Raw genomic sequence first — 26048 nt, forward strand, 5'->3', positions numbered from 1 at the left:
TGAACGACCATATTATAAACGCTCATTCATACAAGGAGAGAAAACCATGTTTAGAAAAATTCTGATGTTTGCAGCGTTAAACGCGAGTCTGATTGCACAGACTGTTGCCTTCGCGCAAGGCGCCGGCAAGTATGCCAACGTCAACGGACTCAAGATGTACTACGAAATCCACGGCAGCGGCGATCCGGTGGTGTTGCTCCACGGCGCGTTCATGACCATCACCATCAATTGGACAGCCCCGTGGGGTAATGGGGCGGTGAATTGGATCGACGAACTTTCCAAAACGCGGCAAGTGATCGCCATCGAAATGCAGGGCCATGGGCGCACGGCGGACATCCCACGCGACATCACCGACGAAAACCTCGCCGACGATGTGGCGGCGCTGCTCGACCATCTCAAGATCTCGCAGGCGGACCTCATCGGCTACAGCATGGGCGGCGGCGTGGCAATGCATTGTGCCATCCGCCATCCGGACAAGGTGCGAAAGGTGGTCGTCATTTCATCCGTCTTCCGCCAAGACGGCATGGTCAAGGAAGCCATCGACGTGATCCCGCAACTCACGGCGGACGCCTTCAAAGACTCGCCCATCGAAACCGAGTACAAAAAGCTGAGCCCGACTCCGGATGACTTTCCGAATTTCGTCAAGCGAATGGCCGCCGCGTCCACGAAAGGGCAAGATATCAGCGCCGACAAGCTCAAGGCCACCACAGCGCCGATGTTTTTCATTCACGGCGACGCCGATGGCATACGGCTCGAGCACGTCGCAGAAATGTTTCGCCTGAAGGGTGGCGGGGGCCACGGCGACATGGGCCCGCGCTCAGAATCACGACTCGCCATCTTGCCCAACACCACACATGTGACGCTCATCGATCGCATGTCCGTCATCGTCCCGATGGTGAACGACTTTCTCGATGCAAAGCCGCAAAAGCAATAAAAAAGCCTGGCAGAGCGATCCTTGTGATTCGAGCGCTGGTCCTCGGCCCCGGCCAGTGAATGTCGGTCCGTAACCAGGACACGCATTTCTTTTCAAGAAAGGAACTGCAACATGAGAAACGCAGTCTTCGCCATCAACATGACGGTTGACGGTTACTTCGGCCACGAGGATGGGATTGCAGATGAAGAGCTGCACGAGTTTTTCACCGGGCTGCTCCGCAACGCGGATATCGCCCTCTTTGGACGTAAAACATATCAACTGATGTTTCCGTACTGGCATACCGTTGCGGAAAATCAGTCGGAGACAAAAGCGACAAACGAGTTCGCGCGAACGATTGATGCCATCAACAAAATCGTTTTTTCCAGGACGCTCAAAAACGTTGAAATGAAGAACACGACACTCTCCCGCGCAAACGTTGAAGAAGAGCTTTTGAAATTGAAAGGTCAACCGGGTAAGGACATTTTCATTGACGGCTTGAGTATCGCCGCGCATTTAACTCAACTCGGCATGATTGACGAGTATCACTTTGTGGTTCACCCGGTTGTTGCGGCAAAGGGTCCCCGCCTGTTCGAGGCTGATGGTCTCAAAGAGCGCCTTCGCTTGAAACTCGTCGGGTCAAAAAAATTCCGTTCCGGAGCCATTACGCTCCATTACAAAAAACCATCACTGTGAAGGAGTTATCACTATGACACCCTCAAACAAACCGACAATCACCGTGGAAACTACGGTCAACGCGCCAATCGAAAAAGTGTGGAAGGTGTGGAACGCACCCGAGCATATCACAAAATGGGCCACCGCAACGGACGAGTGGCACACGCCGCGCGCCGAAAACGATCTGCGCGTCGGCGGCAAATTCCTTTCGCGGATGGAGGCGAAAGACGGCAGCGCCGGTTTCGATTTCGTCGGAACCTACGATGAGGTGCAGCAACACAAAACGATCGCGTACACAATGGAAGACGGCAGAAAAGCAAAGATCACCTTTACCAGCGCGGGGAAATCGGTGAAGATTGTGGAGACGTTCGAAGCGGAAACCGAGAATCAGCTGGAGCTGCAGAGAGCAGGATGGCAGACGATTCTCGACAATTTCAAGAAACATGTTGAAGCGATTCCATGATACCTGAATTTTGCATGTTGGTTGATCATTCGACGCAGGTCCTGACGCGCTACACCGACAACTCCGCTAGGAGTGAAATGTTTATGGAAAGCGAGGCTCCTGGATACCCTCGAACTCCGGAGGAGTGGCATGTGGATTTTGTTGAATTGACGCAGGCTTCAAGGTAAAAATTAAACATGTCACTCCTACGGAGTTTTAAACCGGAGCCGGGTATTGCTATAAACATCCCACTCCTAGCGGAGTTAAAACAAAGCCAGCCGGGCAATTTTTTTGCACCACCCAATGAGTGGATTCATATATCGATCAAATCTGTGTCAATAGCAATTTCGATCAACTTCAGTGTAAAATTCAGGCGATCCATCCAGAACTCAGATGGTCCTGTTCGAGTATTTATCACCTGCACGGAGTTCATTATGACAAACCTAAAATCCAAAATCGTCCCGCATCTTTGGTACGATAAAGAAGCAAAAGAAGCGGCGGAGTTCTATTGTTCCATCTTCCCCGATTCCAAAATCACCAACATCACCACACTGCACGACACGCCCTCAGGTGATTGCGACATCGTCTCGTTCGAGCTTTCCGGACAGTCGTTCATGGCCATCAGCGCAGGCCCGCTGTTCAAATTCAACCCTTCGGTGTCATTCTTCGTTAATTTCGATCCCTCGAGAGACAAGAATGCGCGGCAGAATTTGGACGCGGCGTGGGAGAAATTGTCTCACGGAGGCACGGCGCTTATGCCCTTGGATAAATATCCGTTCAGCGAGCGCTACGGCTGGATACAGGATAAATACGGACTCACGTGGCAGCTCATTCTCACGAATCCCGAGGGCGAAGTACGGCCTTTCATCGTTCCCTCGCTGATGTTTGTGGGAGCCGTATGCGGCAAGGCGGAAGAGGCAACCGACTTCTATCTCTCGGTATTCAAGAATACCAAACGCGGGATCATCGCCCGCTATCCCGCGGGCATGGCGCCGAGCAAAGAAGGCACGATCATGTTTACCGACTTCATGCTCGAGAACCAGTGGTTTGCGGCCATGGACAGCGCCGGAGAGCACAAATTCGCTTTCAACGAAGCCGTCTCTCTGATGGTCTATTGCGACGATCAAAAAGAGATCGATTACTACTGGGAAAAGCTCTCTGCCGTGCCCGAGGCCGAGCAGTGCGGCTGGCTCAAAGACAAGTATGGCCTCTCGTGGCAGATCGTGCCCGTGGGCATGGACGAAATGATGCGCGAGGGCACCAAAGAACAGATCGCGCGCCTGACGCAAGCTTTTCTCTCAATGAAAAAATTCAACCTCGCCGAATTGCAGAAGGCGTACGGGCGCGCGTGAGCAATCTCAACTGAAGCGGAGTGCGATGATTTATCATCGCAAGACTGAAGTTTTGCGCTCCGGGTTCAAGCGACTAAACTTTTACGAGGAGTTCAACCATGAAACCCCGCATTAGCCTCATTACCCTCGGCGTTGATGATCTCGACAGAGCAGTCCGTTTTTATTGTGATGGCCTGGGATTGAAGACGGAGGGCATTGTCGGCACAGAGTTCGAGTATGGCGCGGTCGCCTTCTTTGACCTTCAGGCCGGTATGAAGCTCGCGCTTTGGCCGAGAAAGAGTATTGCTCACGATACCGCGATCGCTCTTCACAGCCCAAGCGCGACCGAGTTCACCATCGGTCACAACGTCTCATCCAAAACGGAAGTAGATGCCGTAATGGAGCAAGCGCGCAAGGCTGGCGCAACCATCGTCAAACCGGCTCAAGACACCTTTTGGGGTGGTTACGCGGGCTACTTCCAAGACCCCGACCAGCATTTGTGGGAAGTCGCGTGGAATCCACAGTGGCCTGTTCCAGAGTGAACCACAACGCGGACGAGCCGCAACCAAAAAGATAATCTCCAACTGATAGAAGAACCCAACTGTTAAAGCTTTATCCGCTGGGTTCTTCTATCAGTTGGAAAAAGTCTTTGCTTTTTTTGCAAAGATTTGACTTGTAACAGACTAAGGATTTTCAGAATTGCACCGGCAAAATGTGAGCTATCCAAATTTGAGGGATTACATGGTGACCAGAATTCTCCGAAGCAAAGATTGCGGTAACTCGCCCAAGAACAAGTTTCTTGAATTCAGTAATGCCAAAGGCACAAGCATAAGCGGGATTACCCATTACGCAATTCGGCAGAGTAAAACACAACGAAATCTGAATCGACGCTAAAAGGCTGAAACCATGCAAGAACAGGCAACATTTAAGGTATCCGCCAACAGACAAATACATCAATCATCCGCCACTTCCTTTTGGCAGGAATTAAAAAACGCGATTCGCGGCACCGAGGCGGACTACACGCGAATCAACCTCGGCAAAGCCGTCTTCCTGCTTGCGATTCCGATGATTTTGGAATTGATCATGGAATCCACCTTTGCCGTGGTGGATATTTATTTCGTCGGTGCACTCGGGCCCTCGGCAGTCGCCGCGGTGGGCTTGACGGAAACCTACATGTTTCTCTTGTATTCCGTGGGCATGGGTCTGGCAATGGCCGTGACCGCGATCGTGGCGCGGCGCATCGGAGAAAAGAACCGCGAGCAAGCGGGCATCGCCGCCATTCAAGCCGTCTTCCTTGCCGTGCTCGCTTCTCTTCCGTTTGCGCTCGCGGGAATTTTCTTTGCCAAAGATTTGCTCGGCCTCATGGGCGCCGATGCCTGGGCGCTCGAACATGGTTATCGCTACACGCAGTGGATGTTGGGCGGCAACGCGATCATCATGCTGTTGTTCGTAATCAACGCGATTTTTCGCGGCGCCGGCGACCCCGCCATTGCCATGCGCGTGCTGTGGATCGCCAACGGCCTCAACATCATACTCGATCCCATGTTGATTTTCGGTTGGGGGCCATTCCCCGAACTCGGCATCGCCGGCGCGGCCATCGCCACGAACATCGGTAGAGGCGTGGGCGTGCTCTTCCAACTGTGGCTGCTCTTCAAAGGCGGCAAGCACATTCGCGTGCTGCGCGCGCATCTTCGCTTCGACTGGCAGACGGCGCGCAACATCGTCCACACTTCCTGGGGCGGCATCGGGCAAATGTTCATCGGCACCACCTCGTGGCTTTTTGTGATGCGCATCATCGCGGAATTCGGCAGCCAGGCCGTGGCCGGCGCCACCATCGCGTTGCGGATTATGATGTTCACGCTGATGCCCGCGTGGGGCATGTCGAACGCCGTTGCCACACTCGTCGGGCAAAATCTCGGCGCGAAGCGACCCGACCGCGCCGAACGCTCCGTGTGGGTGACCGGGTTCTGGAATATGTTGTTCCTGATCGGCGTCTCGATTTTTTATTTTTTGTTCAGTGAAAGATTGGTGGGAATTTTTACGGAAGATGCCGAGGTGATTGCCATTGGCGGAAAATGGTTGATCATCGTTTCGTTTTCCTATTTTGTGTATGGCTGGTGGATGGTGGCGGCGCAGGCTTTCAACGGCGCGGGCGATACCGCCACGCCGACGAAAATCAACTTCTTCTTTTTCTGGCTTCTTCAGATTCCGCTTGCGTACGCCCTGGGAAAAACCCTCGACATGAATTACACCGGCGTGTTCTGGGCGATTTTCATTTCCGAAACCGCGGCGGGATTGTTCACGCTGTGGCTGTTCAGAAAAGGCGGATGGAAAACCGTGCAGGTGTAATAGGCCATGTGTGTCCGCTGGGAGATTTTGTCCCATAGTGGCAAATAAGAATAGCCAGGATTTTAATCCCACGGACAAGCTACCGCGAGTCGAACTTCTTGTCTCGACACATATGGCCCGCAGGCGATGGCTTCAGCCGATTTGATCCCGACCGATTCGGGCCTGAAATTTCAATCGCAGGAGACAATGATGGCGTACACATACAGAACCCTCGCTGACTCGGATGTACCGCTTCTTAAAAATCTGCTCACGGTCTTCGGCGAGGCATTTGGAGAGCCGGATACTTATCAAAACGCCGTGCCAAGTGAGCGATACTTGCGGAACCTTCTTGGCAAACAGCACTTCATTGTGCTCGTTGCGCTTGCTGGCGATGCGGTCGTTGGCGGGCTGGTTGCTTATGAGCTGCAAAAATTCGAGCAAGAGCGAAAAGAGATCTACATCTATGATCTCGCAGTTTCCGCGGCGCATCGCCGTAAAGGTGTTGCGACGAGCCTCATGCGGGAACTCCAGCGTATTGCCAGCGAGCGCGGCGCTTATGTCATTTTCGTTCAGGCGGATCAAGGAGATACTCCCGCGATCCGTTTGTATGAGTCGCTTGGCAAGCGAGAGGACGTTCATCATTTTGATATTCCGGTTTGAGTGGAAGAGCGGATGAGAAAATCAGTTATCAAACACCGGCTTTCAATCGAACGATTGTGAAATTCAAGGTGAAATAGAATTTGGAAAAAGCAGAAGCAAAGAAGAAGTGAAGTCTGCGTCCAAAGTGTTTGCTTTGATACCCTGATCTCTTTATGGCTGAATCGTTGCAAAAAAAGCAAAGATTTTTCCCAACGGATGGAAGAACCCAACTGATGAAAGCCAAACCCGTTGGGTTCTTCCATCCGTTGGGGATAAGGAACTTTCAGAATTTTATTCTGGCCATGATTTTTTAATCCGCTTGAAAGGATATTCACCATGACCAAAGAGCTTTGGATCAACCTGCCGGTGAAAGACGTGAACAAGTCGCGAGAGTTTTTCACCACTCTGGGATTTGCTTTGAACCCGCATTATGGCAACAGCGCGGACTCGGCGAGTTTTTTTGTGGGAACGAAAAACCTCGTGCTCATGCTTTTTTCCGAAGCGACGTTCAAAAATTTTACCCGACACGCCGTCGCCGACACCAGGCAGGGCACGGAAGTTTTGCTTTCCTTCGATGCGGAGTCGAGAGAAGAGGTGGATGAATTGGCAAAGAAAGCGGCAAAAGCCGGCGGCGCGGTCTTCAGCGCGCCTGCCGAGCATCAAGGCTGGATGTACGGCTGCGGCTTCACCGATTTGGACGGCCATCGCTGGAACGTGCTGCACATGGACATGAGCAAGATGCCGAAATAATATGCCGATGAGCAGTGCACAACTGTTGGTGAGCCAAGATCTACACGCCCGCTATGTGAAGTGCCGCCCCGAGCATTGCGGGATGTTCGACGTGGAGTATCAAAACATCGACGCGCTCGGATATTTGTTGAATCAGTAAACAAGAAGAGAGCACATCATGACAAAGAGAAATAAAATTATCTATTGGATTGCTACGATCTGGCTTGCATTGGGAATGCTGGCAACCGGAACATTACAGTTACTCAAAGTGCAAGCGGAAGGAGCCTTGGCACCGCCCGGAGTATGGGGCATTACACAATTGGGCTATCCCATCTATTTTCTAACAATACTGGGTATTTGGAAAATTTTAGGAGTTCTAGCATTGCTGATTCCGAAATTTCCTTTACTGAAGGAATGGGCTTATGCAGGCTTTTTCTTTGCCATGTCCGGAGCGGCATTTTCACATATCGCAATGGATGACCCTTTGAACGAAATATTTCCCTCGTTGCTACTTCTCCTCCTGACCGTGGCATCGTGGTATTTCAGGCCTGCGGATAGAAAAATCATTTCTTGAAAAGGGTTTTGGTGATGCACCGGAGGTCGCGGCCGAAAAATCCGCTTGACTGAGCCAAATGGTCGCATCGCGCATGCGGAGCTCAAATTTGGTCCCGTGACGCTGATGCTTGCCGATGAGTATCCCGACTACGGCATCCGCCGCCCTTTGACGGTTGGCGGCGCCGGCATGATTATTCATCTGCACGTCGATAACGTGGACGCGCTCGCTCAACGCGCGGCACAGGCCGGAGCGACGATGGTCATGGCGCCCGCGGATCAGGCCCACGGCGAACGGCAATGCCGCCGGCGCGATCCGTTCGGGCATGAATGGCTGCTCGGACACGAGATCGAGAAGGTTCCGCCGGAGAAGATTCAGCGGCGCTTCGAGGGGCAATTCGGAACCGCGTAAGGTGAAGTCTTATAGTATTACTCAGAAAAAACTATCATGACCGCGAAGTTTTTGTAGCGCAGGCATCCTGCCCAATGCCGCTAACTTTTCAGAAAGGCAAAATGATCGTGGGTAAAACTATTCAAAAGCAATGACAGAAAAATGAATGGCAAGAATATGCGGGCGGGTTTTCATCAAAAACACTCTTGGTCGCTTGGCAAGAAACCTGAATATCTTTCTGCCATACATCTTCCTGTCATGACTTTCTTGAAAAAGTTAGTGACATTGGACATCGTGTCTGCCCCGCAAGGCGGGGCGCTACTCCCCACATAACAGAGGCATTATGCCCTTGACTTTTGAAACTCAGAATAAAATTCCAGCTTTTTCTCCAGCGGATAGAAAAACCCAACAGATTTTTTTACCGGTTGGGTTCCTCTATTCGCTGGGAAAAAGCTATTTTGGCATTGCTGCCCGAAGGGCTCCAGTTTTCAGCTTGCCTGAAAAACTGGCGTAGTCTATTACAAGACAAATCTTTGCAAAAAAGCCAAGACTTTTTCCAACTGATAGAAGAACCCAACTGTTAAAGCTTTATCCGTTGGAGATTTTCTTTTTGGTTGCGGATTGTCCGCGTTGGGCCTTCGGAGACCGAATGATGGAAATGAAACAATATCTCATCGACACTTTCAAATTCAACGATCTTATGAACACCAAGCTGCTGGCGAAAATCAAAGCGCTGCCGGATCAGCAGCAGTGCATAAGATTCTTCAGCCATCTCATCAACTCGCAGAACAAGTGGATGGCAAGAATCATTCAGTATCCGCAAGACCCGAAGATGGATTGGTGGGAGCCGGTTTATGCTCTCGACGAGCTTGAAAGCCAATGGCGCAATAGCCTGCGAGTTTGGCTCGATTTTATTGGGAGCAAGAGCGAAGAGCAGCTCTTTGCCGAGGTGAAGTTCATCGGCTACGACGGCGGCCACTGGGCGTGCAAGCTCAAGGACATCGCCCTGCAATTGAATTATCATTCCATCCATCACCGCGCGCAGATGCAACTGCTCATCCGCCAGCAGGGTTTGGAGCCGGATTTTGTTGACTACATCGGCACCGTGTATAGAAAAATCAGTTGAAAAGATCGAGCGCGCGCTGCGCGAATCCGGCGCCGAGTTTAAAGACGTTGTGCGCACGCGCACTTTTAACCCAAATGGGTTATTGATTTTCATCCAATGCTGTGGATATGTTATCGAGGTTGTCGGAATGAAAAGCGCATGCAAAGGTATTGCCTGGCATGGCCTGGACTTTGATTAATCTTGGAGACAGTAAATGCTGCGATCCCAAACTCTTCTTGCTCTCAGTTGGTGTTTGGCCGCCGCGCTTTTTGCTCAAAATGAAATAAAATTTGACCGCCTCTCGCTCGAACAAGGATTGTCTCAAAGCTCGATTACCGCCATTCTTCAAGACCGTCACGGCTTTATGTGGTTCGGCACGCAAGAGGGGGTGAACAAGTACGACGGTTATAGCTTCACGGTTTTCAAGTATGATCCCTACGATTCCAGGGCGTTGACGGATAATTGGGTGACCGCCGTTTGCGAAGATCAAGCTGGAAGGCTGTGGATCGGCACTTACGCCGGCGGCCTCAACAGGTTCAATCCGGCAAAGAAAACTTTTACGCCTTACCGGCACAATCCGCAAGACTCCACTTCCTTGAGCCATGATTTTATCACGGCCATTTGCGAAGACCGTTACGGTTCCGTTCCGGATCATCATTTCGCTGCGGAAATGGAGCGGGGCACGCTTTGGGTGGGAACCCGAGGGGGCGGCCTGAATGAGTTCGACCTCAGCACCGGCGCTTTTCGTCATTTTCGTCCGAGCCCGGCGGATTCCAATTCCCTGAGCGATGGAGTGGTCACGGCGCTCTACATCGACCGTTCCGGTGTCCTGTGGGTGGGAACGGCGAACGGCGGCCTCAATCGGTTTGATCGCGACAAGAAGGTTTTTATACACTACCGGCACGATCCGGGGCGCGCCAATTCTTTGAGCGACAATTTTGTGACGGCGATCTGCGAAACGGCTGACAGTGCTTTGTGGATCGGCACCGCCCGTGGCGGCCTGAATAAACTCGATCGTCGCGCCAATACCTTCACCCGCTACCTCCACAATCCCAAGGACCGCAACAGCTTGAGCTCGAATGCCATCCACAGGCTTTATGAATCCGGCGGCGCGACTTCGAGCCTTCTCTGGATCGGGACGGAAGCGGGCCTCAATCAATTCGATCCGCGGACCGGCGCGTTTACATGCTACCGGAACATTGCCACTGATCTGCATTCTTTGAGCAGTGACAAAGTCACGGCAATCTGCGAGGATCGCTCGGGGGTTTTATGGATTGGAACGGAAAGCGGCGGCCTGAACAAGTTCGATCGCAAGAAAAAAAGATTCGCCCATTATGCCGATGATGTCGCGAACCCCAACCGTTTGCAGGATTCTTTTGTGTGGTCACTCTGCGAAGATCCGGGCGCGGCCGGGCGGATCCTTTGGATCGGCACGAACGATGGCGGCCTGGTCAAATTCGACCGCCACAACAAATCGTTCAAGCATTACAGGCATGTTGCTGGCCGCGACAACAGCCTAAGCCACAATCGGGTTCGGGCCATCCATGCGGATCCCGACGATGCCGGACGCTTTCTCTGGATCGGCACCCATGGCGGTTTGGACAAATTCGATACCCATGAAGAGCGCTTTACTCATTATCGCAGCGACCTCCAGAACCCGCGCAGCATAAGCGCCAATGTTGTAACCGCCATTTACGAAGACACTTTTGGCGCGCTTTGGATTGGAACAACGAACGGGCTCAACAAGCTTGACCGCGCACAAGGGATTTTCACGCGCTATCTTCATGATCCGAAAAATCCAAAAAGTTTGGGCAATAACCGCGTGCTTTCCCTTGGCGAGGATCGCTGGGGAACGCTTTGGATTGGAACGCGCCATGGCCTTTATCGTTTTGATCGCCAGACCGAGACGTTTACGGCTTATCGGCACGATCCGGCTCATCCCCACAGCTTGAGCCATGATATAATTGAGACCATTCATTGCGACCATGCCGGCCGGCTTTGGCTTGGCACGTTTGGCGGCGGGCTCAATCGGATTGCGCCTCCGGCGCCGTCCTCCGCCATCAGCGACGGTGATGAGGAGAAAATCGCGTTTACCTGCTTCACGGAAAAAGACGGCCTGGCCAACAATGTCGTCTATGGCATTTTGGAAGATGCAAAAGGCCGCCTGTGGCTGAGTACCAATCGCGGTTTGTCGCGTTTCGACCCGGCCACGCAAACCTTCAAAAACTACGATCCGACCGATGGACTGCAGAGCTATGAGTTCAATGCCGGGGCGTACTACAAGAGCCCGCGCGGCGAAATGTTTTTTGGAGGGATCAATGGTTTCAACAGCTTTTTCCCGGACAGCATGAAAGACAATGCGCACGTTCCCGCCGTGGCGCTCACGGCCTTCAAGAAATTCGACAAAGCCGTTGAATTTGACCGCGACATCGCCGATGTAGAAGAAATCGCATTGTCGGCGGGCGACGATTTTTTTGCGTTTGAATTTGTGGCGCTCGACTACTCGAATCCGCAGAACCACCGCTACGCCTACATGTTGGCCGGCTTCGATCATGATTGGATTTATTGCGGCGCGCGCCGTTATGCGAGTTACACCAATTTGGATCCGGGCAAATATGTTTTCCGCGTCAAGGGCTCGAACAACGACGGCGTTTGGAATGAAACCGGCGTGGCCGTCAAGGTGGTGATTCGCCCGCCCTTTTGGCAAACCTGGTGGTTCTCCTTTCTGTCGATCGGATGCCTCATTGTCGGCGCGGCTTTCTCGCATCATTACCGGGTCAGACATAAAATTAAACGCTTGTTGGAGATCGAGCGGGTGCGCGCCCTGGAGAACGAGCGCGTCCGGCAGCAGGTCGCGGATGATTTTCACGACGAGCTGGGGCAGAAGCTGACCAACATGACGCTCTTTGCGGAGATTCTCAAGCGCAATCTGAATGGGATTTCACCGGAGAGCGCGACTTATTTGGACAAGATTCGCGAGACTTCCAAAAACCTTTCCGCCGGCGTTCGGAATTTCATCTGGGCGCTCGATCCGGAGCAGGATTCGCTGTACGATCTGGCGATTTATTTGAAGGATTCCGGCGACGAAATTTTCGACAAGGCCGGGATCGATTTTCGGGTGCACGGCATTTCGCCGGCGCTCGAGGGCGTCAAGCTGCCGATGAATTGGCGGCGGCACCTCACGCTCATTTTCAAGGAAGGGATGAACAACGTTTTGAAGCATGCGACTTGCAAAAACGTGACGCTGGAAATGATCATGAAACATGACAACTTGGTCATTTCACTCACCGATGACGGCAAGGGATTCAACGGCAATGGCAGTCATGAAACGAACGGGGAATCCGGAAGAGGATTGTGCAGCATGTCGAATCGCGCGGCAAAACTGCAAGGCGAGCTAATCGTGGTTACCCACCTCGGGAAAGGAACAACGATCCGGTTCAAAGGGAGAATGCCTCGTTTGAGTTATGGACATTTCCCGGCGCGGAGACTAAACTAACTGCGGAAAGCATTCGTACGAATTCGATTATACCCCTGCCAATACCTCCGGTGAAGCGAAGTCAAAATCAAAGCGCGAGAGGGCAAATGATGATCACTGTTTCCATTGTCGAAGACGATGCCGATTTCCGGAAGAGCCTGGCGCTGCTGATTGACGGCACTCCCGGCCTTGAATGCATCAACACGTATCGCGATTGCGAGACCGCCATTGCGGGCATCGCGCATGACCCTCCCGATGTGGTTTTGATGGATCTCAGGTTGCCGGGCATGTCGGGAATCGATGGCATCCGCATCATCAAAGAAAATCTTCCCGATATAAACTTGGTGGTGTTGACCGTGCACGGCGAGAGCAAGCTGGTCTTCGAGGCGCTTTGCGCCGGCGCCTGTGGCTATCTGCTGAAAGATACGCCGCCGGCAAAGTTATTGGAGGCGATCAAAGAAACTTACGACGGCGGCGCGCCGATGAGCACCCAAATCGCACGCATGGTGGTTGGCTCGTTTCGCACCAATCCGCACGCCGCATTGACCCAACGCGAAACCGAAGTGCTGGCGCAACTGTGCAAAGGCAAAAGTTATAAAATGATCGCCGATACGCTCTTCATCAGCGAAGAAACGGTGCGGCGCCACATCAAAAACATTTACAAAAAGCTCCAGGTCGGCTCGAAGTCCGAAGCCGTGGCGAAGGCCTTGAAGGAGAAGTTGGTGTATACGTAGCGTTTGTCGTAGCGCCTTCTCCTCAGAATGAAAATCGGAGTGCAACGGTTCACTGTTGCACTCCGGTTTATTTTCATGGGAAACCAATGCTGTTTTGCTCATTCGCGAGCGCAAATCCGACCGGCTTTGCTTCTCCCCCATTTGTGTCATCCCCTCCCGCATTTTCCTCCCGCATCGACGCCCCAAATCCCCCTTTCAGGTTATAGAGTAAAACCCGCGCCAAATGGTATTATTCACCCAGCGTCTTCATCTCTGATCATCAAACTTTAACTGGGTGAATTTATGTGCCGTTTGCTCGTTGTCGAAGATGAACCAAACACCTTATCTGGCCTGCAAGAACTTTTGCGTCAAGAGGGTTATCGGGTGCGCGGCGTCACGCATGGACGCCAGGCGCTTGAAACAGTTTTGAATGAGCCCATCGATATCGTGATTTGTGATTACTCATTGCCGGATCTCGACGGGTTGCAAGTGTGCCGCGAGCTCAAGCGCTTGCAGCCGGCGCTCGAGCTTTTTTTGGTTACGGCCTACAGCAATACGGAAATCGGGCAGGCCGTGAAAGCGTGTAACATCACCGAAATTTTTCACAAGCCGTTGGATGTGGAGGAATTGCTGGAAAAGCTGGCTGCCTTTGCGTCGCGGGGTGATCGGGGCGAGAAGATATTTGCCCTGGCATAACGCTCAACGCGAACAAAAAAAGCGCACGCAAAGATGCAGAGACGCAAAGAATACGCAAAGAAAATTTCAACTTTGGCCTCTTGCGGATGGACAAAACAATTTAAGGCAAAATCATTCAGCATCTTTTTAACAATTATTTTGCCCTTAATCATTTTGCCATTAAAAAATCTTTGCGAAACCTTTGCGGCTTTGCGTCTCGGCGTGAATCCTTTTTAACCAAAGCCCCAGAATGACATTAACCAAATTCAAGGAGGGTTGCACATGCACTTCAAATCTCCAAAGGCCTTGCCGTTTATCTTGTTGCTGGCGGCTTGGCTGATGAGTTGTGCCGATGTTCCTTCAACCGGGCCGGAGCCTCCTGAGCTGCTTGCGCAATTTCGCTTTGTGCATGCAGCCGGAGACGTGGACAAAATCGGCGTCAAAGTCGACGACTCAAACCTCGGCGACGTCGTGTTCAAGGGCGCTATTCCGCATACGGAATTTCCGGCCGGCAATCGCGTCACCGTGCTGAGCACCGGCGATACGCTGCGCTTTGCCATGGAATCATACAAGCGTGGCACGGTGGTGATTTTGCCCCAAACGGGTCCGGTGCGGGAATTTCTCAAGTTGTCCGAGCGCCGGATTTTTGATCCGGCTAACACCGGCACGGCGTTGCTGCGGATCGTTCATGCCGCCAATGCGCCGGATTTGTTCGTCAAGATTGCCGGCGCCAGCCAGACGGCGCGGCTGAGCGGCTTGGCGTTCAAAGACGACTCGGGCTATTTGCAGCTTCCGGCCGGCAATTACACGATCACAGTCACGGCAGCGTCGGACACCACTGCGGTTCTCGCCTCGACGACTCTCGATGCCATGAACAAACGCCAAACCAGCGTGATTTTGGGCAGCGCCGGCGCGTTAGAGCTGGTTAATCTCGCGGATGATTGAGTTTCGTAGTTGTGCCTTCAGGCACAGAGCGTGAAGGGTCTACTACGAAAGTTATTTTCATAGGATAGTATGACAACTTTTTGTGAGGCAAAATCATGAAACGAAACTTTCTTGTCATGTTCATGGCAGCGCTGTTGTTGCCGGCGCTGCTTTTGGCGGGAACCACGGGAAAGATCAAAGGCAAAGTGACGGACCGGGAAACCGGCGAACCTTTGCCCGGGGCCAACGTGGTGGTCGCCGGCACAACTTTGGGTGCGGCTTCGAATCTTAACGGCGATTTCGTCATTCTCAACGTGCCGCCGGGTGTGTATACCGCCAAAGCCACGTTCGTCGGCTACCAGGAGGTCAGCATTGCCAATCTCCGCGTCAATGCGGATTTGACGACGGAGGCGAATTTCAAGATGCCGGCCACCGTGGTGGAAGTGGGCGAAGTCAGCATCGTTGCCGAGCGGCCGCTGGTGAATAAAAATGCCACGAATGCTGTGCGCATTCAAAGCGCGGAAGATATACAAAATCTGCCGGTGCGCGGCGTCGGCGCGGCGATAGCTTTGCAGCCCGGCGTGGTGGTGCAAAACGGCCTCTTGTACATCCGCGGCGGGCGCATGGATGAGGTCGGATATTATCTCGAAGGCGCCACCACGCGCGACGCCAACAGTGGCGTGAATGCGGTGACGGTGATTCCCGAAGCGCTGGAAGAGCTGCAAATCCAAGCCGGCGGCTTCAATGCCGAATTTGGCGGCGCCAATGCCGGCATCATTCGCCAGACCTTGAAATCCGGCAGCAGCGATTACCATTTCTCTTTCCAGGGAGAGACCGACAATGTGGTCAAGGCGGGAAATCAATTTCTGAACACCTATTCTTACGGGCACACGGACTACACGCTGACGTTCAGCGGCCCGGTACCGAAGACCAACAACAAGCTGCGGCTTTTTCTGGCCGGACAAAACGTTTTTGATCGCGACCGCATCGCGCAATTCTGGAAGGGCTTTGATTTCAACCACGCGCCGACTTACATGGACGAGCATAACTTTCCGCTCGTTTTCACCAACAATAGCGGCCAGCCGCTGGAAGCGCTCGTCCAACAGCAAGGCATTCACATGCGCGACGGCATCATTCCGGCGACGGCGCGAAACTTGTGGATCGGAAACGGCACGATCGTGTATGATGCCAATCCCTTCATTTTCCGGCTGGGCGGCTCCTTCTCCTTTCAGCGCCAGGACGGCATCGGCGGTTTTCCAAATTACGTTGCCAACATGTTCAATCGCGACCGCACCCGGGTGGATGAATTGAGCACGGGTTTGGTCAATCTGAAATTCACCCACGTGCTCGGCGCCCGCTCATTCTACGAAATCAACTTGAACTACTTCGACCGCCGCCAGGTGGGCTATGATCCCATTTTCAAGCACAACATCTGGGCCTACTGGGATAGCGTGGCCAATGCGGAGAAGGGAGTAAGTTTTTTTAGCTGGAAGGACGCCACTCTCTGGCGCGGCGGCAATTCGTTTGATATTCACGGATTCGACTTCATCGCTCCGGGCGCGCCCTCGGGCGGGCAAGGCGTTTCCGGGTTTGGCGGCGTCGCTTATGCCAAGAGCAAACGCGGGTACCTGGGCGGCTCTTTGGCTTTTACCACACAGTATCGTTCGCACGAGCTGAAGCTGGGTGCTGCTTATGAGCGGTGGACCTCACGAAGCTTTGGCGCGGTGCCGCGCACGCTGTTGACTTCGGCGCGCGCCAACCCGGATGTTCTGCGCGGCGCCTTGGCCGGCAATCCGAGCGATGTCGCCGCATTTGCCTCCAGTGTCGGCACGCAGCAATATTTTACTTATGGCTATGACGCCTTCGGCAATGAGATTGATGTCAAGGGGCCGGATGGGCCGCGGTATCCGCAGTATTTTTCCGGTTACGCGCAAGACCGCTTCGAGATTTCTGATCTGGTGATCAACGCCGGCTTGCGCCTCGACGTGATCGACAACGATGATTTTACATTTGCCGATCCCGGCAATCCGCCGTGGGATCGCGACAATCACGGCTTGTTTGTGGAGCAGTTGGTTAAAAAGGAGGCGGATGTCGAGGTCAGTCCCCGTTTGGGCTTGGCCTTTCCGGTCACCGATCGCACGGTGTTCCATTTGCAATACGGCAAATTCGTGCAGGCGCCGGCGTTCGCCAACATTTACCACGGCTCGACTTGGTACGACGCCTTGTTTTTGGGCGGTACCTCCTTCCAGGCGAACTTGGTCGGCCTCGGGCTGAAGCCGGAAAAAACCATTCAATATGAAATCGGCTTCAATCAACAGTTTGCCGACAACGCCGCCTTTGACGTCACCCTCTTTTACAAAAACATCAGCGGCCAATTGCAAACCGCCAGGGTTCTCACCGATCCGACCTCGCAGGCATTTTCTTACAACGTTTTGATCAACGGCGATTTTGCCACGACCTCCGGCGTGGAACTGTCGCTAACACTGCGGCGCACGAATCGGGTGTCCGCGCAATTGAATTATACCTTCTCGCGCTCTCTGGGAACCGGCTCGGTGAGCAACAGCGCCATTGCCGGCATCGAGCTTGGCCAGGAATTGCCAACGGTGATTTCGCCGCTGGATTTCCACCGGCCGCATCGCGGCTCGATCAATTTCGACTATCGCTTTGGCAAAGGCGACGGCGGGCGCTGGTTGGAGCGCACCGGCTTGAATCTGTTGTTCACTTTCACCAGCGGCCATCCGTTTACGCTGGCCAAAGGCGATTTTGGCCAGCAAGACCCCTCGATGGCCGGTGAAATTACCGATCCGCGTTCACGCGTGCCGTTGGAAAACGTGAATGCCTCGCTCACGCCCTGGAACACGCAACTGAACCTTCGTCTCGATCGCACCATCGACCTCGGGCCGCTCGAAGCCAATCTTTATTTTTACGTGCAGAACCTGACCAATCGCCGGAACGTAATCAACGTTTACGACCGGACCGGCAATGCGTTCAATGATGGCTTTTTGGACGACGCGGCCCTGAGCAGCGCCATCGTTCAAGCCAACGGCGGTCCGGCTTTCGAAGCGCTGCACCGCGCCATCAATTTGAATGGAAACGGCACGAATTATTCCCGCAATACCGGCCTGGCCTTGCTGGGCCAGCCGCGCACCCTTCGTTTCGGCGCGAGGATTCAGTTTTAATTTGACAATAACTTTTGTAGTAGCTCCTTCAGGAGCCGGAGTTTCACGATCATATGGCGCCTAAAGGCGCTACTACGAAAAATCACTTTACGGAGGCATGAGAAATGAGAAAAAAATTTTACCCTCTTCTTTTCATCTTTTTCGCAGCCACGCTGTTCATAGCTCATGAACAGGGGCGCGCCGTTGAAGGAAGAAATCGCAAGCCGGCGTCGTCCGGCTTGGCCAACACGGCTGCCGACTTGAGAACCGGCCGGACTCTGATCAACATCGGCAATGTGGCGATGTGGGTTCTCTCTGACGGCAAATCGGCCACCGACCCGGATATCAGCGCGCCGGGGTTGTATTTCCCGCGCGGCACCAATCCGCAGGTGGCGACGATTTTTCAAGACGGTTTTATTTGGGGCGGCCGCGTCAACGATGGCCGCACGCCGGCGATTCGAGTGGGCGGCCAGGATTTCATCATCGGCACGACGCCCGGCGCCATCATCTCGCGCGGCGTCGCCGAAGATGTCAATGACAAGATAAACGTCGATCGCGTTTGGCGTGTGCGCCGGGATTTTGCCACTGCCGATCTGCGCCAGGATGCCGCGGAATTCTACAAGACCACGGCGCCCAACGTCAGCGAAGCGCAAATCCAAGAACTGCGCGATCTCTATCGCCAGGACTGGATTGACTGGCCGGCGAGAAAGGGCGCGCCCTTTTATGACGCCAACCATGACGGCGTCTACACGCCGCAATTCAACGCCGACGGCACGCCTGTGCTTTTTCCGCAGGCGGATGAGCCGGGTTATGCCGATGGCGATCAGGTCGTTTGGCTGGTGGCCAACGATTTGAATGCGGCGCGGGTGAACACGTTCTCAGGATCGCCATCGATTGGGATTGAAATGCAGCTCACGCTCTGGGCCTATCGCCGCGCCGATGCCTTGGGCAACGTCATCTTCAAGCAATTTCGCCTCATCTACAAAGGCACGGAGACCACGCCGGCAAACGCCACCATCGATAGCATGTATTTCTGCCAGTTTGTCGATCCGGACCTCGGCAGTTTTGGCGATGATTATGTCGGCTGCGACACCACCCTGAGCCTGGGTTTTGTCTATAACTCCCAAGCCGTTGATGGCAATTACGCGGCGATAGGACTGCCGCCGCCGGCCGCGGGTTACGATTTCTTTGCCGGCCCGCTCGTGCCGGATCCGAATGAGAAGGCGATTTTCGGTTTGAAAGAGCGACGCGGCTTTCGCAATTTGCCGATGACCTCGTTTGCGTTTTTTGCCGCCGGCCAAAACGATCGCGATCCGGATACCGGCAACAACGATTATCTCAGCACGCTGCAATGGTACAATTTGTTGCGCGGCTTCCGCCCGCGACCGGAAAATCCGCCGGACCCGTGGCGCGACCCCGCCGGCAACCGGACGAAATTTCGTGTTCCCGGCGATCCCATCACCAATTCCGGCTGGCTCGACGCCAACGCTGGCGATCGTCGCATGCTGCTGGCCACCGGGCCTTTTACGATGGCGCTCGGCGATACGCAAGAAACCGTGATCGCTTCGATTTCCGCGCTCGGCTCCGACCGGCTTTCGAGCATTGCGGTGTTGAAATTTTTTGACCGTTTCGCCCAGTCGGCGTTTGACAATCTCTTTCAACTGCCCAAGCCGCCGGCCTCTCCCAAGCTGACGGCCACCGAATATTCCGGCCGAATTTTTATCAACTGGGCCTCGGATCCGGAAGCGGTGGCGGCCACCGAGAACGATACGATCAAAGGATACGCTTTCGAAGGCTATAATGTTTATCAATTGCCGACCGCCGGCGCAACGGTGGAGCAAGGCGTCAAGCTGGCCACTTTCGACGTCAACAACTCGATTCGAACGATTTCACAGGAAACGTTCGATCCGCGTTCCGGTTTGATTTTGAATCTTCCCGTGCAATTCGGCAACGACAGCGGCCTGTCGCGGACTTTCATCGCCGATCGCGATCGCCTGCGCGAGCAGCCGCTCATCAACGGCCAGCCGTATTATTTTGGCGTCACCGCTTACAGCTATAATCCGGATCCGAATGCGACCATCAAAACTCTGGAAAGCCCGCCCTCGGTCGTGACCGTCGTTCCGCAAAGCACCAAGCCGGGTGTGCGTTTGGCTTCCACTCCCGGTGATTCGCTGGCCGTTCGGCATGAGGGGCCAAGCGACGGTACTGTGGTCGCCATCGTGATGGATCCGCTCAAAGCCAAGGCTCATGATTATGAAGTGTCTTTTTCGGACGATGGCCATGGCGGCTTCGTTTGGGCATTGAAGGATGCAACGGCCAACAAAACCATGCTTTCCAATCAAACCAATCAGAGCGGTGACGGGAATTATCTGATCACGGATGGTCTGCAAGTCAAGGTCATCGGGCCGCCGCCGGGCATGAAGGATTGGGATATCCCTTCCGGAACACGGCGGTTTACCTTTGCCGGCGGCGCCGGCGGCTTTGGCTTTGAAGGATTCGAAGGCGCGATTGGCTGGGCGAGTCCGGCCAGTGTTTTCGGCAGCGGCATTCCCGGAGTTGCAGCGCCCATTCTCAAAAATGTTGTGCTGAGGCTGGCAAAAGTTGATGTCAATGGCAATTATGATCGGAATGACCCCAATGTTTCCTATGGCTACAGATATGGACGCGGTTTTGCAAATCCTCCCGCCAAGCCCGAATTCGCGCCGTTTATTATCAATCCCAGCGGCGGCTATTCTTATCAGGATTTCACCAAGAGCGTTCCCTTGGCTGCTTATGATGTCGAGGCAAATCCACCCCGCCGGCTCGTGGTAGGACATCTTGAGAACAACACCTCGGGCGGATTGGTTGACGGCAAGTGGTGGCCGCCGGATTTTAACGTTGGTGATAATACGGCGGTAAGCGGACCGCGCGAATGGCTTTGGATCTTCGATGCGGATTACAGCGAAACGCCGAACCCGGCTTTTCAAGTGGAAGCGATCGGGAATCCATTGCCGGTCATGTGGTTCCTGACCGTCGCCCGGCGCGGCAACGTGCCGTTTTCGCCAGGAGGCACGGGTGAAGATGAGTTTCTGATCCTCGCCAATCACGTCAACTCCACGGCGGATAAATTTATCTTCACCAGCAAGGCGCCGCTCGTTGATCAAAGCCTCGCCAAACAGGACGTCGCCAAATTGGTCAAAGTTTTCCCGAATCCTTATTTCGGCTTCAACCGGTTCGAGCAGAACCAATTTAACCGTTTTGTGACCTTCTCGCACTTGCCGGATAAAGCCATCATTCGCATCTTCAACCTGGCCGGCGTGCTGGTGCGCACGCTGACCAAAGGCCTCGACGCGCCCGACAACGCGCAGTTTTTGCGCTGGAATTTGCAGAACGAAGCGGGCCTGCCGGTGGCCAGCGGCATTTACGTCGCGCGCATTGAATTTCCGGATTTGGGCGTGACCAAAGACTTGAAGATCGCCATCGTGCAGGAGCAGCAATTCCTGAGAAACTTTTGAGACGATGAGGCTTCCAGCCCAGTGCTGCTAACTTTTTCGAAGCGATAAAATCCAAAAGCAAAAACACACGCAAAGACGCAGAGACGCAAAGAGTTTTTATGCAGCAATTGCCAAACACAAGTCTCATCATCACAAAGATCACAAAGGCACAAAGTTTTTCCTCGTGCTCTTGGTGGGTTTTGTGGTTTAAAAATCTTTGCGAAACCTTTGCGGCTTCGCGTCTTTGCGTGAGAGTTTTTTGCTTTGCTTGAAAAGTTGGTGACATCGGGCTTCCAGCCTGCATAGGCGCCAGATGCAGACAAGATGCCTGCGCTGCATTCTCATCATGTTAACCGGAGAAATCTTATGAAAAATTCCATCGATAAATTTCTTGTTTTGATGCTTGCCGTCTTCTTGTTCGCCGGCGACGAGACCATGGCCCAAGAGAACCGCACCGGCACAAACGCCGCGTCGGAGTTGTTGATTCCGGCTGGCGGGCGGTATATCGGCATGGGCGGCGCCGCCATCGCCTCCGTGCAAGGCATCGAAGCGATTTATTGGAACCCCGCCGGACTGAGCCGCTCGTCCTATTCCGCCAACGCCATGTTTTCCCACATGCGCCACATCGCGGACATCAACGTCAACTATGTGGCCGTCAGCGCCAACTTTGGCGGTTTCGGCACCCTCGGTTTCAGCCTCAAATCTTTGGATATCGGCGACATCGAGGTGACCACCGAAGAGGCGCCGGACGGAACCGGCGCCGTCATCAGCCCGCAATTCATCACCACGGGATTGACTTACTCGCGGGCGTTGAGTGACCGCGTCAATGTCGGCGCGACGTTGAATATCATTAACGAAAGCATCGATCGCGTCGGCGCCACCGGTTTTGCTTTCGATGCCGGCGTGCAGTACAGCAATCTCGGCAAGATCAACGGCCTGAGCATCGGCGTCGCCGTCAAGAACATCGGCCCGGCCATGCAATATCAGGGCACCGGCTTGTATCACAACTCGCAGCCGCTGAACTCTGATCGTGGCCCGTCCCCGTATCAAGTCGTGGCGCAAAAAGACGAGCTGCCGACCACGTTGGAGCTCGGCTTGTCTTACACGCTGCCGCTGGGCGACAAAAATAAATTGCAACTGCTGTCGGTGTTTCAAGACAACAACTTTCAGGAAAACGTCGGCCGTTTCGGCGCCGAGTTCAACTTTAGAAACCAGCTTTTCCTGCGCGGCGGTTACAGCATTTCGCCGGATACGCCGGACGACGCCGTCGGCAAAAGCGCCTACATTTACGGCCTGACGCTCGGCGCCGGCCTGCACTATGATTTCACCGGCCTCGGCATCGACCTCAACTACGCCTATCGCGATCTTGCTTTCTTCAACGCCAGCAATGTCCTTTCCGTGTCGCTGGGATTTTAGTTAGTTGCTAATCAATGAAGCCGGACTTGTGCATGACGATTCTTGAAGTTTTGCAAAATTTCGCCGCGCAAGTCCGGCTTCGCCTATCCCACACCGGAGGAGCTGGAATCAAAAAGCACACGCAAAGACACAGAGACGCAAAGTTTTTCTCTTTGCTTTTCTTTGCGCAACCTTAGCGACTTCGCGTCTTTGCGTGAATGTTTTTAACGGATTAAAGGTAAAATTTTTATGAACGCAATTTCGGCAGCATCTTCACTGGAAAAGCCGAAAACTTATCGGGCAATTTTCTACGGCGGGCTGATTGCCGGCGCGCTGGATATCTTGGCGGCGTTTGTCAACAGCGGCCTGCGCGGCGTCAGCCCAACGCGCGTCCTGCAAGCCATTGCCAGCGGGTTGCTTGGCGCAGAGGCTTTCGAAGGTGGTTTCACAACCGCCGCCCTCGGTCTCGTGCTGCACCTCTTCATCGCGACGACGGCAACCGCGGTTTACTATGCCGCGAGCCGCAAGCTCAAGATGCTCGTCGATCACGCCGTTGTTTGCGGCCTGGCTTACGGCATCCCGGTTTACGTGGTGATGAATCTCATCGTGCTGCCGCTCTCCGCGGTTCCCTTCAAACTCTCGTACGCGCCTGGCAAAGTCATCATCGACACATTGATTCTCATGCTCTGCGTCGGGCTGCCCATCGGCCTCTTCGTTCGCCGGCACTCGAAATAACGCGATTTGTGAAGGCCCGACTTACGCGTGACAAGGCTCAAAGTTAGCAGAGTTTTGCTGCGCAAGTCGGCCTTCACCGTTTTACGAATAACTCATATTTTTGCCATACATTTTTCTGTCATGGCCTTTGAATGGCTTCGCCACAATTGTTTTGCCTTATCCGTTGGTCATTACATTTGAAAATTTGATTCGGCTAACCATGCGTTCTTTCTTGAACACGTTTGGATTGACGCAGCGCTCCTGGATCGCCGTCATCCTGGCGCAGCTCGTTTTAACGTTCGCAATCTGCCAAGCCCAGCCTCGCCTCCAGCCCAGCCTCGACGTGGCGCAATTTCAGGACAAAGCCCGGCAATCCTATCTGGAAATTTATTACTCGCTGCCCGAGGCCGCCGTGAAATACGTGCCCGACAACGCCGGCATGTATTCCTGCCGTGTGTTGTTCGCGCTGCAAATTTATTTTGAGCTGAAATTGTGGGCCGCGAAAAGCTGGAAAATCGAAAAATCTCTCGCCGGCGCCGAACCATCGCAAAGATCGCAACAGTTCGTTGATGTCTTGAGTTATCTCGTTGACGCGCCGGGACGCTACCGGATGGTCTTGCAGGCCAAAGACATGAATCAAGCCGGCCCAATCGATAGCGCGACGACCGAAATCGACGTGCGGCATTTTTCGCCGGATAAATTGGAGGTGAGTGACATCGAATTGGCGTCTTTGATCAAGCCGGGCACGCCGGCAACGGCGGCGGTTTTCAAAAAACACGACCAAGAAGTGATCCCCAACGTCACGGCGCTGTTTGGCGAGCACGCGCCGGAGCTGTATTATTATTTTGAAGCCTATCATTTGCTGCAAAACGTGCCGGGGCGAAAATATAAAACCTTTTGCCGCATTCACGGCGCCGATGGAAAAATTGTCGAAGGCGCGGGCACTTCCTTTCGCACGAAAACGAAACGCTTCGACTCGAGCGTCGAGATGGGCATGATCGGCATTGCCAAATTGCCGTCCGGAAAATATCGCTTGAGCTGCGGCATCGCGGATTCCACCGCCACGGTGCTGGCGAGCCGGGAAAAGGAGTTCTTTGTTTATAACCCCAGCGCGCGCGCGAGCCAGCCGCAAAGCGATGCCGAGGCGTTAAAGATCGTAGCCGGGCCGCTGCAGAGCTTGGATGAAAAAGCGTTGGACGAAGAGTTTGCCCGGATGATTTTTCTGGCGACGGCCAGCGATAGAAAATTTTACAAAAATCTCTCCAACGCCAATGCCAAGCGCGAATTTATTTCCTCGCTGTGGCAGTCGGCGCGCGCCGGCGAAGCGCTTACCGTCCTGGCCTTTCGGCAGCGTTATCTGGCGCGCGCGCAAGAAGCAGCAGATCGCTTCAAATCATCCAACCGCCCCGGCTGGAAAACCGATCGTGGCCGCGTATACATTCTCCACGGCCCGCCGAGCCACATCGATCGCTCCCCCAGCAGCACGAGAACCCTGCCGTTTGAAACGTGGACGTATGACAACCTGAAGGGACAAGGCGGCGTGGTCTTCGTGTTTGCCGACCGCGCCGGCTTCGGCAATTACGAGCAAATTCATTCCACGCTGCAGGGCGAGCTGCAAGACCCGAATTGGCAGCGGTTGATCATGCGGGGCAGCAGCAATGAAAATCGCATGAATGAGATACAATAAAAGGCGCGCAGAGATCGCAATTGCGCTTAACCGGAACCGCTTGCGCTTCATTCTGTGGCAAATCGTCGCGCGCGATTCAATTCCAAATCCCGAACGTATCTTCTCAAAAGACCCGGGCCAAGGCGGCGGTGACGGCGACTCGCGCAAGTGGAACGTCGGTTGTCGATTTTTGGCTTCGTTGAACGACTATATGGTAAACAGTCAATTTCCACAGAAGGAGATACCCATGAGCAAGAAGATTGTTTTAGTTGTGACGAGTTTCCTTGCCGTGCCGGCGCTGGCGTTGGGCGTGATGGCGTGGGCTGGTGGCAACGCCGGCCAGGTCGATTATCCGGAAGGCTACCGGCAGTGGGCGCACGTCAAATCCATGGTGTTGCAAATGGGTCATCCGTTTTTTGATACTTACGGCGGCATTCACCACATTTATGCCAATGCCAAAGCGCTGGCGGCAATGAAAGCCGGAGAACCCCATGCGGATGGCGCAGTCCTCGTCGTCGACCTGCTCGAGGCCGGGTCTGAGAATAACGCGATCACAGAAGGCAGCCGCAAACTCATCGACGTGATGCAGAAAGATTCCCAAAAATTTGCCGCGACCGGCGGCTGGGGTTTCGAACGTTTCAAAGGCGATACCAAAGAGCGCGTGGTGACCGATGCCAAGAACGCCTGCTTTTCCTGCCATGCCGGCCGGAAAGCGCAGGACTATGTTTTTTCGACGTATCGCCCATGAGTGGC

At 53.9% G+C, this 26048-nt stretch carries 21 protein-coding genes; all 21 read left to right on the forward strand.

The window, feature by feature from the left end; genetic code table 11:
• Positions 1-46: 46 nt before the first annotated feature.
• The 21 genes from ONB52_01435 (at position 47) to ONB52_01535 (ending at position 26043) form a co-directional block, all read left to right on the forward strand.
• A complete protein-coding gene (locus ONB52_01435; GenBank protein ID MDZ7414801.1) occupies positions 47-934 on the forward strand; it encodes an alpha/beta hydrolase in 888 nt (295 codons plus the stop codon).
• A 111-nt stretch (positions 935-1045) separates the two neighbouring features.
• A complete protein-coding gene (locus ONB52_01440) occupies positions 1046-1606 on the forward strand; it encodes a dihydrofolate reductase family protein (protein ID MDZ7414802.1) in 561 nt (186 codons plus the stop codon).
• A gap of 13 nt (positions 1607-1619) precedes the next feature.
• On the forward strand, positions 1620-2048 hold the full coding sequence (locus ONB52_01445) for an SRPBCC family protein (GenBank protein MDZ7414803.1): 429 nt from the start codon (positions 1620-1622) through the stop codon (positions 2046-2048).
• Positions 2049-2461: 413 nt separating this feature from the next.
• Positions 2462-3379: a VOC family protein gene (locus ONB52_01450; GenBank protein MDZ7414804.1), complete on the forward strand. Its 918-nt coding sequence runs from the start codon at positions 2462-2464 to the stop codon at positions 3377-3379.
• A gap of 98 nt (positions 3380-3477) precedes the next feature.
• Positions 3478-3900 (forward strand): VOC family protein, encoded by a 423-nt coding sequence (locus ONB52_01455; GenBank protein MDZ7414805.1) that lies wholly within the window; start codon positions 3478-3480, stop codon positions 3898-3900.
• A 364-nt stretch (positions 3901-4264) separates the two neighbouring features.
• Complete coding sequence (locus tag ONB52_01460; protein ID MDZ7414806.1) at positions 4265-5707, forward strand: MATE family efflux transporter; 1443 nt, start codon at positions 4265-4267, stop codon at positions 5705-5707.
• Positions 5708-5896: 189 nt separating this feature from the next.
• Complete coding sequence (locus ONB52_01465) at positions 5897-6346, forward strand: AAC(3)-I family aminoglycoside N-acetyltransferase (GenBank protein ID MDZ7414807.1); 450 nt, start codon at positions 5897-5899, stop codon at positions 6344-6346.
• A 315-nt stretch (positions 6347-6661) separates the two neighbouring features.
• Positions 6662-7075, forward strand: coding sequence for a VOC family protein (locus ONB52_01470; protein MDZ7414808.1), 414 nt, complete (start codon positions 6662-6664; stop codon positions 7073-7075).
• A 157-nt stretch (positions 7076-7232) separates the two neighbouring features.
• A complete protein-coding gene (locus ONB52_01475) occupies positions 7233-7628 on the forward strand; it encodes a DoxX family protein (GenBank protein MDZ7414809.1) in 396 nt (131 codons plus the stop codon).
• A 105-nt stretch (positions 7629-7733) separates the two neighbouring features.
• Complete coding sequence (locus tag ONB52_01480) at positions 7734-8018, forward strand: hypothetical protein (GenBank protein MDZ7414810.1); 285 nt, start codon at positions 7734-7736, stop codon at positions 8016-8018.
• 628 nt (positions 8019-8646) lie between these two features.
• Positions 8647-9123 carry a hypothetical protein gene (locus ONB52_01485; protein ID MDZ7414811.1) on the forward strand — a complete coding sequence of 159 codons (477 nt, stop codon included), beginning with the start codon at positions 8647-8649 and terminating at the stop codon, positions 9121-9123.
• A gap of 193 nt (positions 9124-9316) precedes the next feature.
• Positions 9317-12598, forward strand: a complete 3282-nt coding sequence (locus ONB52_01490; protein ID MDZ7414812.1) for a histidine kinase — start codon at positions 9317-9319, stop codon at positions 12596-12598.
• Positions 12599-12684: 86 nt separating this feature from the next.
• Positions 12685-13311, forward strand: a complete 627-nt coding sequence (locus tag ONB52_01495) for a response regulator transcription factor (protein ID MDZ7414813.1) — start codon at positions 12685-12687, stop codon at positions 13309-13311.
• A 282-nt stretch (positions 13312-13593) separates the two neighbouring features.
• Complete coding sequence (locus tag ONB52_01500; GenBank protein ID MDZ7414814.1) at positions 13594-13986, forward strand: response regulator; 393 nt, start codon at positions 13594-13596, stop codon at positions 13984-13986.
• 402 nt (positions 13987-14388) lie between these two features.
• Complete coding sequence (locus ONB52_01505) at positions 14389-14910, forward strand: DUF4397 domain-containing protein (GenBank protein MDZ7414815.1); 522 nt, start codon at positions 14389-14391, stop codon at positions 14908-14910.
• A 95-nt stretch (positions 14911-15005) separates the two neighbouring features.
• Complete coding sequence (locus ONB52_01510; GenBank protein ID MDZ7414816.1) at positions 15006-18068, forward strand: TonB-dependent receptor; 3063 nt, start codon at positions 15006-15008, stop codon at positions 18066-18068.
• Positions 18069-18172: 104 nt separating this feature from the next.
• Positions 18173-21541, forward strand: a complete 3369-nt coding sequence (locus tag ONB52_01515; protein MDZ7414817.1) for a T9SS type A sorting domain-containing protein — start codon at positions 18173-18175, stop codon at positions 21539-21541.
• A 345-nt stretch (positions 21542-21886) separates the two neighbouring features.
• Complete coding sequence (locus ONB52_01520) at positions 21887-22936, forward strand: PorV/PorQ family protein (protein ID MDZ7414818.1); 1050 nt, start codon at positions 21887-21889, stop codon at positions 22934-22936.
• A gap of 228 nt (positions 22937-23164) precedes the next feature.
• Positions 23165-23650: a hypothetical protein gene (locus ONB52_01525; GenBank protein ID MDZ7414819.1), complete on the forward strand. Its 486-nt coding sequence runs from the start codon at positions 23165-23167 to the stop codon at positions 23648-23650.
• 199 nt (positions 23651-23849) lie between these two features.
• The gene (locus ONB52_01530) at positions 23850-25316 is read left to right on the forward strand and encodes a GWxTD domain-containing protein (protein ID MDZ7414820.1); all 1467 of its coding nucleotides are present in this window, start codon (positions 23850-23852) and stop codon (positions 25314-25316) included.
• Entirely contained in the window at positions 25303-26043 is a 741-nt protein-coding gene (locus ONB52_01535; protein MDZ7414821.1) for a cytochrome P460 family protein, read from the forward strand. The genes ONB52_01530 and ONB52_01535 overlap by 14 nt, the downstream gene beginning before the upstream one ends.
• Positions 26044-26048 lie beyond the last annotated feature (5 nt).

The sequence above is a fragment of the candidate division KSB1 bacterium genome (genome assembly GCA_034506255.1).
GTDB lineage: Bacteria > Zhuqueibacterota > Zhuqueibacteria > Zhuqueibacterales > Zhuqueibacteraceae > Coneutiohabitans > Coneutiohabitans thermophilus.

Coding starts and splice junctions, on each gene's coding strand:
- ONB52_01480 (MDZ7414810.1), top strand. CDS start 7,734: ATGCTTGCCGATGAGTATCCCGACTACGGCATCCGCCGCCCTTTGACG.
- ONB52_01520 (MDZ7414818.1), top strand. CDS start 21,887: ATGAAAAATTCCATCGATAAATTTCTTGTTTTGATGCTTGCCGTCTTC.
- ONB52_01495 (MDZ7414813.1), top strand. CDS start 12,685: ATGATGATCACTGTTTCCATTGTCGAAGACGATGCCGATTTCCGGAAG.
- ONB52_01435 (MDZ7414801.1), top strand. CDS start 47: ATGTTTAGAAAAATTCTGATGTTTGCAGCGTTAAACGCGAGTCTGATT.
- ONB52_01470 (MDZ7414808.1), top strand. CDS start 6,662: ATGACCAAAGAGCTTTGGATCAACCTGCCGGTGAAAGACGTGAACAAG.
- ONB52_01450 (MDZ7414804.1), top strand. CDS start 2,462: ATGACAAACCTAAAATCCAAAATCGTCCCGCATCTTTGGTACGATAAA.
- ONB52_01490 (MDZ7414812.1), top strand. CDS start 9,317: ATGCTGCGATCCCAAACTCTTCTTGCTCTCAGTTGGTGTTTGGCCGCC.
- ONB52_01460 (MDZ7414806.1), top strand. CDS start 4,265: ATGCAAGAACAGGCAACATTTAAGGTATCCGCCAACAGACAAATACAT.
- ONB52_01530 (MDZ7414820.1), top strand. CDS start 23,850: ATGCGTTCTTTCTTGAACACGTTTGGATTGACGCAGCGCTCCTGGATC.
- ONB52_01455 (MDZ7414805.1), top strand. CDS start 3,478: ATGAAACCCCGCATTAGCCTCATTACCCTCGGCGTTGATGATCTCGAC.
- ONB52_01510 (MDZ7414816.1), top strand. CDS start 15,006: ATGAAACGAAACTTTCTTGTCATGTTCATGGCAGCGCTGTTGTTGCCG.
- ONB52_01500 (MDZ7414814.1), top strand. CDS start 13,594: ATGTGCCGTTTGCTCGTTGTCGAAGATGAACCAAACACCTTATCTGGC.
- ONB52_01535 (MDZ7414821.1), top strand. CDS start 25,303: ATGAGATACAATAAAAGGCGCGCAGAGATCGCAATTGCGCTTAACCGG.
- ONB52_01515 (MDZ7414817.1), top strand. CDS start 18,173: ATGAGAAAAAAATTTTACCCTCTTCTTTTCATCTTTTTCGCAGCCACG.
- ONB52_01440 (MDZ7414802.1), top strand. CDS start 1,046: ATGAGAAACGCAGTCTTCGCCATCAACATGACGGTTGACGGTTACTTC.
- ONB52_01445 (MDZ7414803.1), top strand. CDS start 1,620: ATGACACCCTCAAACAAACCGACAATCACCGTGGAAACTACGGTCAAC.
- ONB52_01525 (MDZ7414819.1), top strand. CDS start 23,165: ATGAACGCAATTTCGGCAGCATCTTCACTGGAAAAGCCGAAAACTTAT.
- ONB52_01485 (MDZ7414811.1), top strand. CDS start 8,647: ATGATGGAAATGAAACAATATCTCATCGACACTTTCAAATTCAACGAT.
- ONB52_01475 (MDZ7414809.1), top strand. CDS start 7,233: ATGACAAAGAGAAATAAAATTATCTATTGGATTGCTACGATCTGGCTT.
- ONB52_01465 (MDZ7414807.1), top strand. CDS start 5,897: ATGGCGTACACATACAGAACCCTCGCTGACTCGGATGTACCGCTTCTT.